The organism is Staphylococcus sp. SUC_1.2, assembly GCF_026222585.1.
The window spans coordinates 44,730-62,537 of the sequence record NZ_JANJPM010000014.1 but is presented as its reverse complement, the minus strand read 5'-3'; the positions used below and the strand labels follow the sequence as shown (position 1 = coordinate 62,537).

The following is a 17,808-nucleotide window of genomic DNA, read 5'->3' as shown; positions in this document are numbered from 1 at the left end:
TAACGATAACCGTACTTAGTGACATTAAAATAGCACCTATTGCAGGTGATAAAATCAAGCCGATAAATGCTAAAATACCAGCTGCTAAAGGTACAGCAACAATATTATAACCTGCACCCCACCATAAGTTTTGCACCATTTTTCTCATAGTATTATTTGAAAGAGTCAAGAAATGAATTCATAATAAACTCATTTACTGGCTATTTTTCTAGTATTTATATTCAGTCTTTTCAAACTATATTAATCATTTTTTGATTCTTAAATTCTACGCCACAATAGCTGCATTTTATTAAATATACTATATATTCAATCAAGTTCAAAATGAATGTTGTCCCACTCCCATGTTTTTAAAATATCAACTTAATAATTGCAACGACGATTAAAATACATATTATCGTTTTTTGAATATAGTCAGGTATTTTCTGGCCCATTTTCATACCTAGAGGCGTAAATAGTATACTACCTAAAATTAACGGTATTGCACTATTGATAGGAATATAACCCTGTAATAATTTAATCATAAATGCTCCAATAGAAGAGATGAATGCAATTACAATACTATTTGTAACTACCATGTTCATTGGTAATTTAAATATAACAAGTAGTACTGGAATAATAATAAATGCGCCACCAGCTCCTACAATACCAGATACCAAACCGATGATACCACCTATTGTAATTAAAAGTAGACGATTAAACTTAATATGACTAGTAGATGGTGTAACTTTTATAAACATTAGAATAAGAGCTAGTAATGCAATAATAATATAAACCGTATTAACAAACTGAACATTTATTAAATTCGCTAAGATTGCACCTAGCATACTACCTATTACCATTCCACTTCCCATATTAAGTATAAGCGTTCTAGAAAAATTTTTATTTTTATATGCGTTTAAAGATCCACTCAATGTACTAAAAAACACCTGACTTGAAGTTAATCCTGAAGCAATATAAGCACTATAAGTAGGTAAACCAAATAATGGTGGTAATAATAAGAGAGCTGGGTAAATAACAATGGCTCCCCCTATACCGACTAATCCAGAAATAAATCCTCCTAAGATACCAATAACTAACATTACTATAATTGTTGTTATACTTATCATTTACTTTTTATCAATAATTCAACTGCTTCATTAATTAGTGCCTGAGAATCTTCACTATTTTCTTCAGACATTTTGACGCATTCTACTAAGTTTTCACTAATGATAATACCCATTAACCGTTGAATAGAACTTTTAGAGGCACTTAATTGACTAATGACGTTTTTACAATTTTTTTCTTCCTCCATCATTTTAATGACTCCATTAAGCTGTCCTTGTATGCGATGAATACGATTAATCATCTTTTTATTATATTCCAATATATTTCACTCCACATTCATTTTTAATAATTACATCATATTGATTAAATTTTATTTTGTCAAATACCCCCATAGGTATTTGACAAACTATCTAATTCGTTATAATATACCCCCATAGGTATTTAAAAGGAGGTAATTATGTCACAATATGAAACGAAACACATTAATGATTTCACTAAAAAGGAATTAGAAGAATTGGGTTCTAAGGGTCAATTAATTGACGTTCGACAGCCTGAAGAATTTGAATTAGGACACATTAAAAATGCTTTATTACATTCAGTTGAAAATATAGAGACTTTTAAACAAAGCAAAAATAAAACTTACTATATCTATTGTAAAAGTGGTAATCGAAGTAGAAAAGCCAGTCAATTTCTTGCACAACGCGGATACGATGTGGTGAATTTAGACGGAGGTTATACCGCATACGAACAACAACATCATAATGATAATTTATCTAAAGTAAAAGAAGATAGAGAAATTAAAGATAATCGTAAGATGTTCAATTATAGTAATCTACAATGTCCAGGACCTATTGTTAATATTAGTAAAGAAATCAAAAACATCGCTATTGGTGATCAAATAGAAGTTGTTGTGACTGATCACGGATTTTTAAATGATATTAAAAGTTGGGTCAAACAAACTGGACATACACTTGTTAGACTCAATGATTCTGGTAATGAAATTCGCGCTATTATTCAAAAAGAAGAAAATAAAAATATAGAAGTGACACACACGAAAAGTGGAACAACGATTGTTTTATTTAGCGGCGAGCTAGATAAAGCAGTTGCAGCAATGATTATTGCTAATGGTGCTAAAGCTGCAGGTAGAGATGTAACCATCTTTTGCACATTTTGGGGCTTAAATGCACTTAAAAAAATTCAAAGTCAACGCATTAAGAAAAAAGGTATTGCAAAACTTTTTGACTTCATGCTTCCAAATTCACCAATTAACATGCCTATTTCTAAAATGAATATGTTTGGTTTAGGCAATCTAATGATGCGTTATGTCATGAAAAAGAAAAATGTCGATACTTTACCTTCTCTTATTGATCAAGCGGTTGAGCAAGGTGTTAAACTTATCGCTTGTACAATGAGTATGGATGTGATGGGCATTACAAAAGAAGAATTACGCGATGATGTAGAATACGGTGGCGTAGGTGCATATATTGGATATACAGAACAAGCTAATCACAATTTATTTATATAATTAGAAAGGAATGATATTATGTTTTTTAAACAATTTTATGATAAACATTTATCTCAAGCATCTTATTTAATCGGTTGTCAAAAAACTGGAGAAGCCATGATTATTGATCCTATTCGTGACTTATCTTCATATATTCGAGTTGCTGATGAAGAAGGTTTAACCATTACTCATGCAGCTGAAACACATATACATGCAGATTTTGCTTCAGGAATTAGAGATGTTGCTATAAAGTTAAATGCTAATATTTATGTATCAGGTGAAAGTGATGACACATTAGGTTATAAAAATATGCCTAACCACACTCATTTTGTTCAACATAATGATGATATTTATGTAGGAAATATAAAATTAAAAGTGCTTCACACACCTGGTCACACGCCAGAAAGTATAAGTTTTTTACTTACTGACGAAGGTGCTGGAGCACAAGTTCCAATGGGACTATTCAGTGGTGATTTTATTTTTGTAGGAGATATCGGTAGACCTGATTTACTAGAAAAAGCGGTTAAAGTAGAAGGATCATCTGAAATAGGCGCTAAACAAATGTTTAAATCGATTGAAAGTATTAAAGACTTGCCAGACTACATTCAAATTTGGCCTGGTCATGGCGCTGGTAGTCCTTGTGGTAAATCTTTAGGTGCTATTCCAACATCTACGCTTGGCTATGAAAAACAAACGAACTGGGCTTTTTCTGAAAATAACGAAGCTACCTTTATCGATAAACTCATTTCTGACCAACCTGCACCACCACATCATTTTGCACAAATGAAAAAAATTAATCAATTCGGTATGAATTTATATCAACCTTATACGGTTTATCCAGCTACAAATACAAACAGATTAACTTTTGATCTCCGCAGTAAGGAGGCTTATCATGGTGGACATATTGAAGGTACAATCAATATTCCATATGATAAAAATTTCATCAATCAAATTGGCTGGTATCTAAACTATGATCAAGAAATTAACTTGATTGGAGACTATCACCTTATTTCAAAAGCAACACACACCTTACAACTCATTGGATACGATGATGTTGCTGGATATCAATTACCTCAATCTAAGATTCAAACACGTTCCATTCATAGTGAAGACATTACAGGTAACGAATCACATATATTAGATGTACGTAATGATAATGAATGGAATAATGGCCATTTATCTCAAGCGGTTCATGTACCACACGGCAAACTTTTAGAAACAGATTTACCTTTCAATAAAAACGATGTTATTTATGTACACTGTCAATCTGGTATTAGAAGTTCTATAGCTATTGGTATTTTAGAACACAAAGGTTATCACAACATTATTAATGTAAACGAAGGTTACAAAGATATACACCTTTCTTAATAATTATTTATGCTAATGAAAAAGGACTATAAGTAGTTAGATATAGCTTATAGTCCTTTTTATATTATTGGATACATATCTATTTAAAAATCATTTATGTATCCTCGCTTTATATCATTTAATAAATATTTTACATAGTGCATACCTTTTTTGTTTATTGATGTGTTCAAAAAACATAACAGCAATTCTTATAAACCTCATATGTTCTGATACGTTCAAAATTCCTTTATGATGCGGTTTATCGTATAAAAGTTAATTACATATTGTTTCATTCACTATGATTATCGTCATTTATAAGTAATGTATTCAATGTTTCTATTACGTCATCTCTATCATTATTAATTGAACTTAAATTTGCTTTACTTTTAAGTTCTGGATAAGCGTTGTCCATAGCAACTTTGTATCGTGCATGCTCAACTAAAGGAATATCATTTAAACCATCACCTAATACAATCGTTTGTTCACTACTTATATTTAATAAATTTTGTAAAAAGCGAATCGCTTTTCCTTTATCAACGTCTTTATCTACTGCTTCGATAGCAGCTTGAATATGTTTACATAAATATTCAATACGGTAGTCATCATGAATATATCTATAACAATAAATCATCTAGTCTTAAATGACTCGTTTAATCAATAATACTTGTTAGACAAATACTAATTTTCAATTTTTTCATCTCATGTAATCGTTATAGTTACAAGTTGAGTCAGATGTCAATGTTTAAAGTCGCTAAATAAAAAATGCCCTATCATTCAAACTTTCAAATCTCAATGATAGGGTCAGTATAAACAGTTGTATTAATTATATTCATCTTCAATATCGCCAACGATTTCTTCAAGAATATTTTCTAAAGTAATGATACCTTTGAAATCAGCATCATCATAAACTGCAGCAATATGAACTTTTTTCTTTTTCATCATTTCCAAAATGTGCTTCAATGGCGTATTCAGTTTAACGTTGATAATTGGATTAACAAATGTCGCTAACTTAGATGGCTGATCCACATTAAATAATGACTTGGAATGGATAAAACCAACAATTTGATCATCTTTAATGGCTGGATATCTTGTAAATGCATCTACTTTAATTTGTTGAATCGCATCATCAAAACGTGTATTTAAATTGAGTGTTTTGACATGTTCTTGATCGATCATAATATCTTTTGCGACTAAATTATCGAATTTAAATGCTTGATTAATATGATGTAACTCACTGTCATTAATTTCGCCACCTTCATGGCTATCTTGAATTAATTGTTTTAATTCTTCTTCAGAGTGGAATACCTCACTCTCTTTAGCTGGTTTCATGTTGAACATTTTCAAGATTAATCGTGCTGCACCATTTAATAGCCAAATAAATGGATACATTATTTTATAGAAAAAGATGATTGGCTTCGCAAAGAGTAATGTAATATACTCAGCTTTTTGAATCGCAATGGTCTTAGGCGCCATCTCACCTACAACTACATGTAAAAATGTCGCGATAACAAACGCACCACCAATAGTAAATGGAATAGATTTTTTATTGAGGATATTTCTATTTGAATAATTATAGAAATATCCTTATTTTAATGGTTAAATAAAAATTAGATTATGTAGTTTTTATTAAGCAAGGATGTGTTTATAATTCTAGAAGATTTTGAAATAAAAAATAAAAAAGATGACGAATTAAATTTAGATAAAGATGTAAAAAAGTTTATAGATAAATATATTAATAGTAATTATAAAGGCACCGTATTATTAAATGGAAGATGGGGAATAGGGAAGAGTAGTTTTATTAATTTAATTAGAGAAAATTATTCTTTAAATTTTAATCGTACTAGAAAATTTATAACTTTGGACTATTGGAACAAATTAAATGCTGAAAATTTTTATTCATATTTATACTATCAAATACGACCTAAAACTTTTTGGTGTATTAAGTTTTCACCATTATTATTTGTTATTATACTTGCTATTTTTCAATGGATTGTTACTTTGTTTAAAGACGTTAGTATATTTAACACATTTAACTTTTTAATGGGTTTATTTGCAATTTTGATTGGGAGTGTACTGACATTTATTAAAGATCATTTTTCAATTGAAAAAATATTTGAATGTTTGTGTAAAAATTTTATAAAAAGGAATAAACCTATATTTGTTATTGATGATTTCGATAGGATAGATAAAGAAAGTAAACAAATTTTATATAATAATATCTCTACCATAAATATGTTTGAAAACTCTTTAATAATAGTACTTGGAGATTATGGGAAAATAATTTTAGAAAATGATGATATATTTGTTCAAAAAATATTGAATAATATTCAATATATGCCAGATAAAACAGATTCTTTTAATGTTTGGAATTTTGTGAATAATGAGATAGAAAAAATAGTTCCAATTGAAAAATATAGTTCAGACAATACTTTAATTATGAATAGAGTTAGTGATATATTCATCAATGAAAAGAGAACATTTCGAGAGGCGAAACAGTTACTTAATTTATTTAAATATCATTATGAAGAGAAAAGTAATACTAATATAAATTTCAGTGAACTATTAGCTATTAGTTATATATATCAGTTCCATCAAATAGAATATAATTTTATAAAAGAAAATTTAGACATAATATATAGTAATGATTTAGAATTAAACGAAACATACTTAAAAAGAGACGATAAAATTTTAATTCAAAACGTATTTAAAAATAATCAACTAAAAAGCGATTATAAATTTACATCATTTGTATATAGTGTATTTCATAACAATAATTATACAAAATTTAATTATCCATCAATATCTAAACAAATAAATTTTGTTATTTACAAAATTGAAAGCAATCAAACCTCAATAATAACAAATGAATTTGTCCATAATTTTTTAATTAGTGATATAGATAAATCAATACAAATTGTAAATGAAAATAATGATGAATTGGAAAGGTTTTATCATTTTTTAAGTGATAGTTATTTAGACCAAAATGTGGTTAAAGATAAAAAATTATATACTAATCTAATGGAAAAAATGGCCTATCTCTCTGAAAATGAATATAACGATAAATTTAGATATGCGGATTCTTTAATTTATAAATTAATTACTAATCTTAGAGTGAAGTTTGAAATAGAACCAGAAAATCAATATTCAGATATCATTATGATTAGTGAGAATATAGATGTTTCTCAAAAATTAGATTTACTACCAAAATTTGTTCCTGCTAGATCAGATAAACTGCAAGGGCAACAAAAAAAATTAGTCGTTGAAACAATTAAATTTAATTTAATTGATATTAAAAATTGTTCGAAACCTAACATAGTTTTTTATTTTTATACTAATTATTATGAATATATATCAAAATATATAAACATCGATAGAGATTTATTTGAAATTTTTAAATTTAATAATGAAGCTTTAGCTGATTATATTAATAAAAATTTTGTGAGAATAAGTTTAGGAAGTAATGGCAAAAAAAGAGAAATTAGATTATATGAAATATGCTTTAATGATAAATTTAAGGAAAAATTTATAAGTAAAATAGATGAATTAAAAAACATGAATATAATAGATGAAGATATAATATTGAGCACTAAAAAATTTTCTTTATCTGAATATATGTAATCACCTCGGTGAAAAATTATTTTACCAAGTTGAATATAAAAAGTTAGCTTTTAAATATATGGCTAACTTTTTATATTTGGGAATTTTAGTTAACATAATAGGTCGTAGTATTACACAAACATCTTTTGTAGTAATCCTTTTTTACGTTGTTTTAATAACTCAATTTTATGTATCTGCTTATTAATCTTTCTATTAATTATCTGAAACAATCGTCCTATTTGTTTTTGTTCCTTTAATATTGGAATTAACAACTTTATTTGTTCCATCTGTTTTCTTGACACTTCAGAAAATGTTGATCCAGCAGCATGTTTTAATGCATATTTTTTTATATAGTTACTGATAGTGTAAATAAAATAACTATCGATTTTCTCACTATTAGGTATAATCGATTGGAATCCTTGATTAGTACAACCTTCTTTTGCTAATATGGCTGTATTTCCTATACTTGCTCTTGAAGTAAATAAAATTGTATTAATCGGCAATAATTTAGTAGAGCTTTTTTTATAACCTAAATTTGTTATTTTCTTCTTACTACCTCTAGCATAAATTCTTTCCCCCTATTTCATTCGGCGTATACCAATCAATTTCTCCATTCCAATATTCTGATGCTTTTGTACTTGGCGTACCGCCTCCTGTAATTGTAACAACATCACTTAACTTATGAATATGCCACATATCTAAAAAATTCGAAAATCTTAGCTCTGGAGTTTTTATGTGTTCAGTCATGTTTTAACACTCCTAGTTCTTTGTGATATTTGTTTATTTCTGATTCCACATTATATATATTTACTCTTTCACAGCCTAATTCCACAAGTTGTTGAAATATTTCTAATGCGTATATCTTTTGATATATCATTCATTTAGCCATTTTAAAATTTAATCTTTTATTAATTAATTTATCAACGGCTTGTGCAACCTTTTTTGGTGATTGTGGATTTTGCCCAGTCACCACTCTTTGATCGACCTTAACATAAGGTGTAAACGGTGATTTTGCTTTACTATAATATGCTTCACGTTTTTTTATTTCATTTTCAAGCATAAATGGTACAATTTTATTGTAATTTGCTAAAACTTCTTCTGAGTTAGAAAAACCTGTTATTTGTTTATTATCAATTAAATATCTTCCATTATCATTTTTAGCATTTAATAAGTCAGCAATACCATGGCACGCTACAGATACAATACCACCACGCTTGTATACTTTATTTATAGCATTTTGAATATATTGATTGTCTGGAAAATTAAACATAACTCCCTATCCACCAGTAAAGTAGATAACATCATACTCCTTAGGTATTGCTTCACTAATTGACAGAGAATGTTTCAATTTATTCATAAATACATCATCTTTATAATATTTTTTTGTAAGGTTATCTAGCATTAATAGTTTTAAGCTTACCGGATCAATAGGCGTATTACCACCTTGTCATATATGATCAATTTTCTTTTTCATTTTCAGTTATCATTTTAAATTTTCTTTAATAAAATTTTACCTAAGCAATATGATGATGTATTGATATACCAAATGAGTATATTAAATTGCATAATTTTGTTCTAATTTTATAAATATATGTATCAGATGATGTATTAAGTTCTTTAATATCAAATTCTTTTTTTACAATCTCCCCAAAATTAACTAACGCTAATTTGTTTTTGTTTATATATAAATCGGGATATTTATTTATCAAATTAGTATAATATTCTTTTAAATCACCAATGAATTCAGTTTTTTTAATTCCCTTTTTCAAATCGTAATAAAGCAAATAATCTTGATCCTCATTTTCTAAACTAATTAATTTCTCAAATAACTTTGATTTAAAATTAATGTTTTTTTTGTATTCGGAAGGCATGATTAAATTTTCTTTTTCATGAACTTCCAAAATAGTCAAATGTGTATGAAAACACTTATTATCAACTGATTTTTCATAAGCTAATGATATTTTTCTTCCTGTTTCACCAATGTCGTCTTTGGGATGTTTTTTGTCTGAATCAACTATCACAAATACAAAATCTTCATTAAAATCAACACAATTTTTATAAGAATAATCTATTGAGCCCCCGCCTCCGTTATTATAGTGAAACTTTAAATTTGTTCCAGAAATTATCGTTTCAGTTTTTTCAACTAATTGTTTATAAAATTTACCATCCCGGGCATCTTCTGTTAGAAATGTAACTTTATCACTTAAATTAATATTGTTTTTATTTATATATGACCATTTCAAATATGTTTTATTGCTTAATTTTTTATTAGTAGTAAAATTTAATATAATTCGATAATTAACTTTTTCAATAAGACTATAGTATTGAGTAAACATTGAACAGAGATTAATTATAATTTTCTTAACCTTTTCATCTTTTAAATTCGCTAATAAGTCGTTTCGATTAATAAAAACATAATTTGATTCCACTAACAGTACATTATTACTTGATTTCATTATTTTTTCTATTTGATCAATTATATATTCAAATGAATCTATTTTTTCTTTTTTATGTATTTTCACAAAAAAATCATCTGCAATACTAAATATCATTAATTTTCACGCCCTTTCGGAATAAAGAAATCATACGGCCAATTATTTAGGTATCCTTCTTCAGAATAAGATACTTCCCTAATATTTGTTTTGTTTTCACTTTCTTCAAATAATAATATATTTACTTCATCACTTTTAATCTTAGATTCTTTTTTAGCAATCAGATAACCTAAGTAATTTATTAATGTTTCACTGTGTGTTTCAATTATTATTGAAAATTTACATTCCTTGTTCATTAAATATAAAAGTTCTACAAACACTTCTAGAAGTTGACTTTGCAATGCAGGATGTAGGTGTAATTCTGGTTGCTCTATTATAAGAGTTTGAATTGGTTGGCTTCTTGATAAAAAATTTCTTTTTCTCTTATTCGATTTTTGTACTAATCTCCAACAATATACTAATAAAGGTAAAAGTTGTGAATAACCGAATCCAGTATCAGCTAAGTTAATTTCTTGTTCATTCTTCACTAAATTTATAGATATATTAGATTCTTTTTCTCTAACTTTAAATTCAACCCCAAAATTTTCTCTTGTCCATTTTTCCCAATTTTCTTGTTCTACTTTAGATAAATTTCTTAAAATCATGGGTATATTCTCTCCTTGAGGAGCTATTTCATCAACAGATAATCCTTGAATTCTATAATATCTTTCAGCACTAGCTCTTATTGGAGCAATATATTGCGAATTTTTAAAATAATCATCTAAGTAAGAATTAACTATATTTAAGAAAGAATTTAAATAAAAACAACCATTAATATTATATAAATTATCTAATAATTCACTTTTCTTTTCACTTTCTAATTTTTCATATTTTTCTGTCATAATTTTACTTGAAGATATCAATTCTTCAAATTCTTTAACAAAAACTTCTCTAGTGTTTAAAGGTAAATTTTCAATTATATCTTTTATCTTTTTTTCGCCTATTCTTCCATTCTTAATTTTTTTAATTTCATCATATAATTTTGTTTCAATATATTTTGAAAAACTTTTTCTTCTTGAAAGATAATTTTCTTTTTCATTTTTGTATATTAATTGTGGAATCAATTCCTCATTCAAGTAAGTATTTTTTATAAAGTGGAAATCAACATTTTTAACTTCCATATTATTTATAATTAAATTGGAAATATTAGCATTAGTACTATTAAAACTAATAGAATAATCAAAAATTTGAATTTCAACTCTTGATATTTCTTTACTATCAAAGCATACTTTTAAACTTATTTCCTCTTCTTTATCAATAGGTCTGAAGTTTCTTTTAAATGTAAATCTTGAAAATAATAAACTTTTTTTTATATCCTTTTGATGAACTTTAAATAAAAATTCAAAGTCTATAGTATTATTTGTTTTATTATCTGAAATAGAATCCTTGAAGCTACCAAAGTCGACTAATTGTGGTGAATACCATAAAATTGGTTCACTTCTTTTCAATCTTAAGCTTTGTTTAAATAAAGGAAATGTTCTCAAAAATGTACTTTTCCCAATACTATTTTTACCTAATAGAATAGTTAAGGGTTTAATGCTAATGTTTCCAGTATCATTTAATGCTCTCAAATTTTTAATTCTAATTTTATCCATAAAAGTTACTCCTTTAATTATACGAAATATTGCGAAATTAAAAATAAATAATATAGTATCAATTATAAACAATTTTTGTAATTTACAAATATATTCTTACATCATTAACTGATATGCTTCTGCTTATCAGTTAATGATGTGTTTTTTTATTTTAATTTAATTATTGATATTTATAGTATTAGAAGTTAAAATGCAGAATAATTTAAAATATCATATTTCAAATTACTATATTTTTTATTTATTTTGTAAATTTTCTAATCCTATGTTATCACTTTCACTTCCTAAAATAACTGTTTTACTATTTCTTGAAAACCTAGGCCAATAAGTATCTTTTAAGCTTATAAGTGATGAATGCTCTGATTCACAATTTTCAAAGATACAATTTTTTAATTCGAATAGTTTATATTTTACTTTTTCATAACATCCTAAATTTATAACATATCCACCTTTAACATTAATGTTTTTAAATAGACATCTTTCAATTTTTGTATCTCTAAAATCTTTCTTATTAAATAAAAAATCTAAATAACCTTTTTTAAAGCCATCGGGTTCAATTGTAGCATTAGAAAATACTGAATTATAAAATTCATTTCCATCCCTATAGAATGTCTCAAAATAACAATTATTAAATGAAGTTTTCAAAAATTTATTTTTATGATTTATATCTATTGCATCTACATTAATTGCCTTTAAATTTTCAATTGTGCAAAAACTGAAAGACACATTTTTCATTTTGTTCAACTCTGAATTTTCAATTGTACAAGTATTAAAAGTCACGTTTTTCACTTTATTCAATTTTAAATTGTTTACTTTACTACTAGATATATCAATATTTTTACTTTCACTATTTTTTATTTCAATATCTATTATGTCAAAATTACTTATGTTTAATTCCTCATCTACTTGATTTATAATAGTATTTTTTATTATTCCATTATTATCAGCATTATAAGAACATTTTAAATCTCCTAATTCGCAAAAATCATCAAAAATAGAATCTTCTATTTCTATATATTTAGGTCTAGGCCAATATGAAAACAATTTTTTTAAATTTTCAAAAGTTGAATTCTTTATTTTAATCGTTCCTTCATTAGTTTCAAAAAAGCTACTACTAGTATAAGAATTATCTTTATTTGTATCTATAAGTATTTTTCTTTTTAATATACAATTTTTTATTTCAATATCTTTACATTTTAAAAAATTTTGATTCTGAATATCTACATGACTATCCTTTATAATTGTTTTACCATCTTCACCTTCATATAGTGGTCTAGTAGTTCTTATTAATGAATGCGATATATTAATTTCAGAATCATCATCACTCTTTATAATTGAACTATCTTGCTCACTAATCGCATAAATTCTACAATTTTCAAAGTCTAAGATACCTGATTTTAATGTCATAGGGACAAAATCATCTTTTATATTTATATCACAATTTTTAAATTGTAATCTCCCTTTGACAGTAATAATTGATGATAGGTTAATAACCTTATTTTTAATAATTTTTTCTTCATCTTGATTTACAACCATAATCTGTTCTAACTCAAATAAAGTTTTTTCTTCAAGACTTTCTGATTCTTGACTTAAATCGTCTTCAATATCTAAATCTAGAATAAAATCGTCATCTATTGTAACTGAATTAAACCAACTAAAACCTTCTATCCCTCTTAGTTTATAGATATTATTTACTGTATTTTTTATTTCTTTTATTGTTTTATTACCAAAATCAAATAATTCGACAATTTCTTCAAATTTACTATTAAATTCAAAATTATTATCGTTTAAAAAACCATATTCTAACAATAATTGTAGTAGTACTTTTTTTGTAGTAACAGAGTCTAATTGATTTACAGATTCAACTAAATTAATTGTAGAATATTCGATGTTTAAGTACCTAAATAAACTATCTGCAAAGTACTTCTGATTTTCACTTGTGTTTTCGAAAGTTTTAGAAGCTTCTTGCAATAATGTATACAATATTTTTTTATCTACTTCTTTTAAATCATTTATACTTTTACTTTGATTAATGCCAAATAGCATCTGTTCTTTTAACTCTTTTACTTTCAATGCTAATTTTTCTGTATGACTATATAGGTTCTCAACTTTATGCATGTTATTTAATAACATATTATCAATTTCTACATCTGTAGCGGACAATCTTTTTAATAATTCTATTAATACATCCTGTGCTTGAGCCAGACTAGAAATTTGTTGAGAGATTCTAATATTCTTTTTATTTGATAAGGTTGCTAAATCGATTATTCTAGTGTACCACTTCTCATTTTTTATAGTTTGAAATTGTTTTTCTGATTCACTTGTTAATTTGTCAATAGCTGTCTTTAGATATTGAATATCGTTATTATTTTGACCAAAATCATTTAAATTAAATTCAACTTCATACTGACTCACCTATAAATCCTCCAATATATTCGAAATATTTTCTGATGATCTATCTATTTTATTATCTAAACTTTTCATAATTGCATGATTTTTTTTAATTTTTTTCTCATTTATTTCTATTTCATTTATTAAAGTATTCAAATTCATTGTTGTACCATAAATATAACCACTAGAATGTAGTATTTGTTCAAATGCCCCTTTACCAAATATTTCATCCATTATATTTTTAGTAGTTTTACCGACATACATTCCAACAATAATACCTGTTGCAAAACCGATTACTCCAGCAGGAAAGAATAAACTTAACCCTCCCATAGCCGAACCAATAACTGCTCCACTCAAAGTTTCTTGTCCAATCTCCGTAAAAGCCTTTTCTTTAGTTATCTCACCATTTTTATATTTTAAATAATTAAAAATACTTGATGTACTAAAACTTACGACAGCTCCAACAATTCCGCCATTTTTCATTTGTTTAGCAACGGCATTTTTAGTTATTTTACTATTTGCTTGGCCATTTTTAACTTTATTTATTAAACGTTCACTAGAATTTTTTGACGTTTCAAAGTTTCCTATTTCTTTTACTTTCATATTTTCTTTAGCATTTTTTAACTTTTCCAAGAGTTCTATATTATTTTCTCTTATAGCTTTTTCTATATTTTCATTTAACATTTTTTCAACAGATTGCTTAGTACCATCAGTTCCGACTATTATATCATTAGGACTAATAGTATTTTTATCTATTGCTTTTAAAATATCTTTAACATTTGTGCGTAATCCAGTTTTTCCAATAGCATTTTTCACTGAAACGCCTTTCTCTACCCCAGTAAGTCGATTTTTCACTATGCCATCAATACCTGGGGCATTAGACGTCTCTTCACCTACTAATTTCGTTTTTTCAAAAAGTCGTTTAAGACTTCCATTTCTATCTCTTAAAAAATCCACTTCTTGAGCTGTACCAGTTAATCTTCTTTTTAAATTATCTTCTATTGGTTGTCCACCTGATTGAATATATTGTTGAGCTAACTTAGGATCATTAAAAACACCACTGATACTAAAAGCATCTACGTTCAATTGATGAAATACCTGTATATCTCTCGCACATTGTTTACTACCTTCAAATGTTAAATTAGTGTTAGCTAATTTATTTATAGATTTTGCAACTCCATCTAATGATTGGCTACTAATTAGTTCATATTGTGCAGCTAAATTAGTAAAGTTCATTGCCTCACTAATTAAGTCAGGATTGTTTTTTAATTGTTTTTTTAAATCATTACATAGCTCGATCGTCTCATGTACTTCTTTACATCTTTCACAGTATTTCATTGACATGTTTAAACCTCTTTTTAAATATAAATATTGCAAAAAATAATTAATATCTTTAAAAATATTTTATCATAATATTATGTAAATCTTATATGAATAAGAACAACCCGCATACAAATTGGAATATCATTATACAAACTATGTAAAAAATCAAAATGCATTACCTAAAAAAGTCTACGTCATTCGTGAAGATGATGTAGACACTTTTTGTTATGTTATGCTTTTACCAGAAGAATACTAAAGGGAGTGACGATGATGAATACAATCAAAAGTACGATACACATAGAAGCGATTTTTAGCGATGATGAGTAGCACTGCTACTTGATCAAAAAGACAGACTTAGGATGAAAAGAAACTAACGCGTTCAGTGATAAATATGTATACTCATTTAGATGGTGTATTATCACTCGATCTCACAACTATTCTCATACTCAACCAATTAGCCAATTCTAAACAATATGACGCTGTATATATTGTAAATCTGTTCTCTAATATTAAAATCCGAAATAACTTCAAACATATCAAAGAGCCTTACAATAAACATACAATTATACCTTTAATGAAAACGATAAGCGAAAGTGACACAGTCATTCTAGCCTATGGAGCCTATGCGAAGCGACCTGGGTCGTAGAATGAGTTGAACAGGTGACGCAAATGTTGAAGTCTTATAAAAAGAAAGTCAAAAAACTCTTAAATCCAGTAACAAATGAAATTATACATCCACTTAACCCTAAAGTACGTTATAAATGAACGTTGAAATAAAAGGAGGATTATTTATGCCACTCAATCAGATTGAAAAAGGTTGGTAGTTGCTTAGCATCATAAAATTACGTTTCAATAGTGAATAGTATGTTATTTCGTAGCTATTGAAGAAGAGGAAATATTAGATGAAATCTATGATGATTCTATAACAATGATATTTAACAATGATTTCCAAGATATTATTAATTACAATCTATCAAAATGAAACTTGTATTATTTTCAATCAAAATAGAGCATCCTTCACTTTACGGTGAGGGATGCTCATACTTACTTTTTTTAGTTTATCTTTTTTCGATGAGGAATGATCTATGTTTTTTGAATTTTTATCAATTATTAACTGTAATTTCGACTTACTTCACAATTTTTCTTCCAGTTAATTTTGTAATTTTAGCAGATAAACTCGTTTCTTCAATAGGCCTCTTAACAACACATTCTGTTGAATCAATCATTATGTTAATACTAATTTAATATGAATCTTCTATATATTAACTACCATTTATATATTCTTAGTCATTACCCATCTCTCTTAATAAAATTTTTATTTATCTATTAAATGAGTAAAGAAAAATTCTAAGTCTTCATCTTCAGTAGGTAATATTTCTAACTCATGATTATCAATAGCATCTAACATTAATTGTTCTTTTTCAGATAATCTTTTATATATTCTTTCACCTAGGGAGTAGTTCCCTTGTTCCATTTGATAATATTGCTGAAAATAATAATATTGTGTATAATCATCTGATTTTAACCCTAATCTATGTATTCTATCTTTAGATTGTAGTAAATGGACTAAATTGTAACTATACTCAAAGTAAATTGCATCATGACAGGTTTTATGAAGAGAAACAGATTCTGCTAAAGTGTGTGGATTTGTAATAAGTATTTCAACTTCTTTATTTTTAAATTTATTAATAATTCTATTTCTTTCATCTTGACTTACTGCACCTGAAATCACTTCTGCTTTTATACCCATTTTATTTAAATCACTTTTTAATTTATACATAGTTTTGACAAAAATACACCAAACTATTGCTGTTTTAGATTTACTTACTATTCTATTAATAAGTTTTAATAGTTCTTTCATTTTAGACGTTTTATCAATTTTATATACTAACTCCTCTACTTCTTTCGAATAATCTTGGTATTCAACAAACTTTTCATGATTAACACTTAAATCAAGCATTTCTTCAAATTCTTTTAAATCTAATGTTTCTAATAAAAGTGAAGGGGAGCTTTCTAATTGCATAATTTTAGCAAATAAAGCTAATTGATTAGATTTATACTTTGATAAGATAATTTTAAATAATTCTTGTTCTTCAAGACTAGCTTCTATGTCAATAATTTTATCCTCATTTGAAGGCGGTACACCTAACTCTTCTTTTGATGTTCTTGTAAAAAAAGGTTGAATTTTATCGTTAATCATTTTGATTTCTGAATTATTAGGATTACTTAATAGTGGTATTTCAAAATTAAAGAAATGATTATAGTCATATGGATACAATAAATTCAAAAGATTATAAATATCTTTGTAGCCATTAGGAATAGGTGTACCAGTTAAAGCTACCATATACTTAGCGTCTTTTGTAATTCTTAAGGCAGAACCAGCTCTCATTCCGACAGGATTTTTGATACGATGAACTTCATCAAATACAACTAATGTATCTTCAGTGATCAAATCCTTAATTTCTTCTTCTAGAGTATT

The 17,808-nt window shown here is 26.6% G+C and carries 15 protein-coding genes and 3 pseudogenes; 5 read left to right on the top strand and 13 right to left on the bottom strand.

All coding sequences use genetic code 11. The features are described from left to right. The 3 genes and pseudogenes from NR218_RS06540 to cstR form a co-directional block, all read right to left on the bottom strand. Nucleotides 1-178, bottom strand: a pseudogene (locus tag NR218_RS06540) (heavy metal translocating P-type ATPase); the annotation flags it as partial. Nucleotides 179-347: 169 nt separating this feature from the next. Continuing rightward, nucleotides 348-1,106: a sulfite exporter TauE/SafE family protein gene (locus NR218_RS06535; protein WP_002473148.1), complete on the bottom strand. Its 759-nt coding sequence runs from the start codon at nucleotides 1,104-1,106 to the stop codon at nucleotides 348-350. Beyond that, a complete protein-coding gene (cstR, locus tag NR218_RS06530) occupies nucleotides 1,103-1,363 on the bottom strand; it encodes a persulfide-sensing transcriptional repressor CstR (RefSeq protein ID WP_000456195.1) in 261 nt (86 codons plus the stop codon). Before cstR ends, NR218_RS06535 begins: the two co-directional genes overlap by 4 nt. Before the next feature lie 138 nt (nucleotides 1,364-1,501). Between cstR and NR218_RS06525 the strand changes: the two genes are divergently transcribed. After that, nucleotides 1,502-2,569 (top strand): DsrE/DsrF/DrsH-like family protein, encoded by a 1,068-nt coding sequence (locus NR218_RS06525; protein WP_002473139.1) that lies wholly within the window; start codon nucleotides 1,502-1,504, stop codon nucleotides 2,567-2,569. 18 nt (nucleotides 2,570-2,587) lie between these two features. Then, nucleotides 2,588-3,916: a persulfide dioxygenase-sulfurtransferase CstB gene (cstB, locus tag NR218_RS06520; RefSeq protein ID WP_115344141.1), complete on the top strand. Its 1,329-nt coding sequence runs from the start codon at nucleotides 2,588-2,590 to the stop codon at nucleotides 3,914-3,916. Between the two features lie 268 nt (nucleotides 3,917-4,184). Here the strand turns inward: cstB and NR218_RS06515 are convergent. Beyond that, nucleotides 4,185-4,508, bottom strand: a pseudogene (locus NR218_RS06515) (HAD-IIB family hydrolase); the annotation flags it as partial. Nucleotides 4,509-4,714: 206 nt separating this feature from the next. After that, nucleotides 4,715-5,368, bottom strand: coding sequence for a CNNM domain-containing protein (locus NR218_RS06510; protein WP_406846243.1), 654 nt, complete (start codon nucleotides 5,366-5,368; stop codon nucleotides 4,715-4,717). Between the two features lie 165 nt (nucleotides 5,369-5,533). Between NR218_RS06510 and NR218_RS06505 the strand changes: the two genes are divergently transcribed. After that, nucleotides 5,534-7,513 (top strand): P-loop NTPase fold protein, encoded by a 1,980-nt coding sequence (locus tag NR218_RS06505; RefSeq protein ID WP_265848468.1) that lies wholly within the window; start codon nucleotides 5,534-5,536, stop codon nucleotides 7,511-7,513. A gap of 110 nt (nucleotides 7,514-7,623) precedes the next feature. On the opposite strand, the gene NR218_RS06500 is transcribed toward NR218_RS06505, so the two are convergent. The 7 genes from NR218_RS06500 to NR218_RS06470 form a co-directional block, all read right to left on the bottom strand. Next, nucleotides 7,624-7,995, bottom strand: a complete 372-nt coding sequence (locus tag NR218_RS06500) for a restriction endonuclease subunit S (RefSeq protein WP_323670459.1) — start codon at nucleotides 7,993-7,995, stop codon at nucleotides 7,624-7,626. 55 nt (nucleotides 7,996-8,050) lie between these two features. Beyond that, the gene (locus NR218_RS06495; RefSeq protein ID WP_265848467.1) at nucleotides 8,051-8,239 is read right to left on the bottom strand and encodes a restriction endonuclease subunit S; all 189 of its coding nucleotides are present in this window, start codon (nucleotides 8,237-8,239) and stop codon (nucleotides 8,051-8,053) included. A 130-nt stretch (nucleotides 8,240-8,369) separates the two neighbouring features. Next, entirely contained in the window at nucleotides 8,370-8,762 is a 393-nt protein-coding gene (locus NR218_RS06490; protein WP_319946536.1) for a type 1 glutamine amidotransferase domain-containing protein, read from the bottom strand. A gap of 244 nt (nucleotides 8,763-9,006) precedes the next feature. Beyond that, nucleotides 9,007-10,044: a hypothetical protein gene (locus NR218_RS06485; RefSeq protein WP_265848466.1), complete on the bottom strand. Its 1,038-nt coding sequence runs from the start codon at nucleotides 10,042-10,044 to the stop codon at nucleotides 9,007-9,009. Beyond that, nucleotides 10,044-11,618 (bottom strand): AAA family ATPase, encoded by a 1,575-nt coding sequence (locus NR218_RS06480; RefSeq protein WP_265848465.1) that lies wholly within the window; start codon nucleotides 11,616-11,618, stop codon nucleotides 10,044-10,046. Before NR218_RS06480 ends, NR218_RS06485 begins: the two co-directional genes overlap by 1 nt. A 234-nt stretch (nucleotides 11,619-11,852) precedes the next feature. Continuing rightward, nucleotides 11,853-14,030, bottom strand: coding sequence for a hypothetical protein (locus NR218_RS06475; protein ID WP_265848464.1), 2,178 nt, complete (start codon nucleotides 14,028-14,030; stop codon nucleotides 11,853-11,855). Continuing rightward, nucleotides 14,031-15,350 (bottom strand): hypothetical protein, encoded by a 1,320-nt coding sequence (locus NR218_RS06470; RefSeq protein ID WP_265848463.1) that lies wholly within the window; start codon nucleotides 15,348-15,350, stop codon nucleotides 14,031-14,033. Nucleotides 15,351-15,462: 112 nt separating this feature from the next. Between NR218_RS06470 and NR218_RS06465 the strand changes: the two genes are divergently transcribed. Both NR218_RS06465 and NR218_RS06460 read left to right on the top strand, forming a co-directional pair. After that, nucleotides 15,463-15,585 (top strand): hypothetical protein, encoded by a 123-nt coding sequence (locus NR218_RS06465; RefSeq protein WP_323670458.1) that lies wholly within the window; start codon nucleotides 15,463-15,465, stop codon nucleotides 15,583-15,585. 14 nt (nucleotides 15,586-15,599) lie between these two features. Beyond that, nucleotides 15,600-16,094: pseudogene (locus NR218_RS06460) on the top strand (DUF1643 domain-containing protein). A 550-nt stretch (nucleotides 16,095-16,644) separates the two neighbouring features. Here NR218_RS06460 and NR218_RS06450 read toward each other — a convergent pair. Beyond that, nucleotides 16,645-17,781 (bottom strand): SNF2-related protein, encoded by a 1,137-nt coding sequence (locus tag NR218_RS06450; protein WP_265848462.1) that lies wholly within the window; start codon nucleotides 17,779-17,781, stop codon nucleotides 16,645-16,647. Between the last annotated feature and the right edge of the window lie 27 nt (nucleotides 17,782-17,808).

What these genes read in the sequence shown, in the direction of transcription:
- NR218_RS06535 (WP_002473148.1), bottom strand. Translation starts at nt 1,106, where the DNA reads ATGATAAGTATAACAACAATTATAGTAATGTTAGTTATTGGTATCTTA.
- NR218_RS06525 (WP_002473139.1), top strand. Translation starts at nt 1,502, where the DNA reads ATGTCACAATATGAAACGAAACACATTAATGATTTCACTAAAAAGGAA.
- cstB (WP_115344141.1), top strand. Translation starts at nt 2,588, where the DNA reads ATGTTTTTTAAACAATTTTATGATAAACATTTATCTCAAGCATCTTAT.
- NR218_RS06510 (WP_406846243.1), bottom strand. Translation starts at nt 5,368, where the DNA reads ATGGCGCCTAAGACCATTGCGATTCAAAAAGCTGAGTATATTACATTA.
- NR218_RS06495 (WP_265848467.1), bottom strand. Translation starts at nt 8,239, where the DNA reads ATGACTGAACACATAAAAACTCCAGAGCTAAGATTTTCGAATTTTTTA.
- NR218_RS06490 (WP_319946536.1), bottom strand. Translation starts at nt 8,762, where the DNA reads ATGTTTAATTTTCCAGACAATCAATATATTCAAAATGCTATAAATAAA.
- NR218_RS06485 (WP_265848466.1), bottom strand. Translation starts at nt 10,044, where the DNA reads ATGATATTTAGTATTGCAGATGATTTTTTTGTGAAAATACATAAAAAA.
- NR218_RS06480 (WP_265848465.1), bottom strand. Translation starts at nt 11,618, where the DNA reads ATGGATAAAATTAGAATTAAAAATTTGAGAGCATTAAATGATACTGGA.
- NR218_RS06470 (WP_265848463.1), bottom strand. Translation starts at nt 15,350, where the DNA reads ATGTCAATGAAATACTGTGAAAGATGTAAAGAAGTACATGAGACGATC.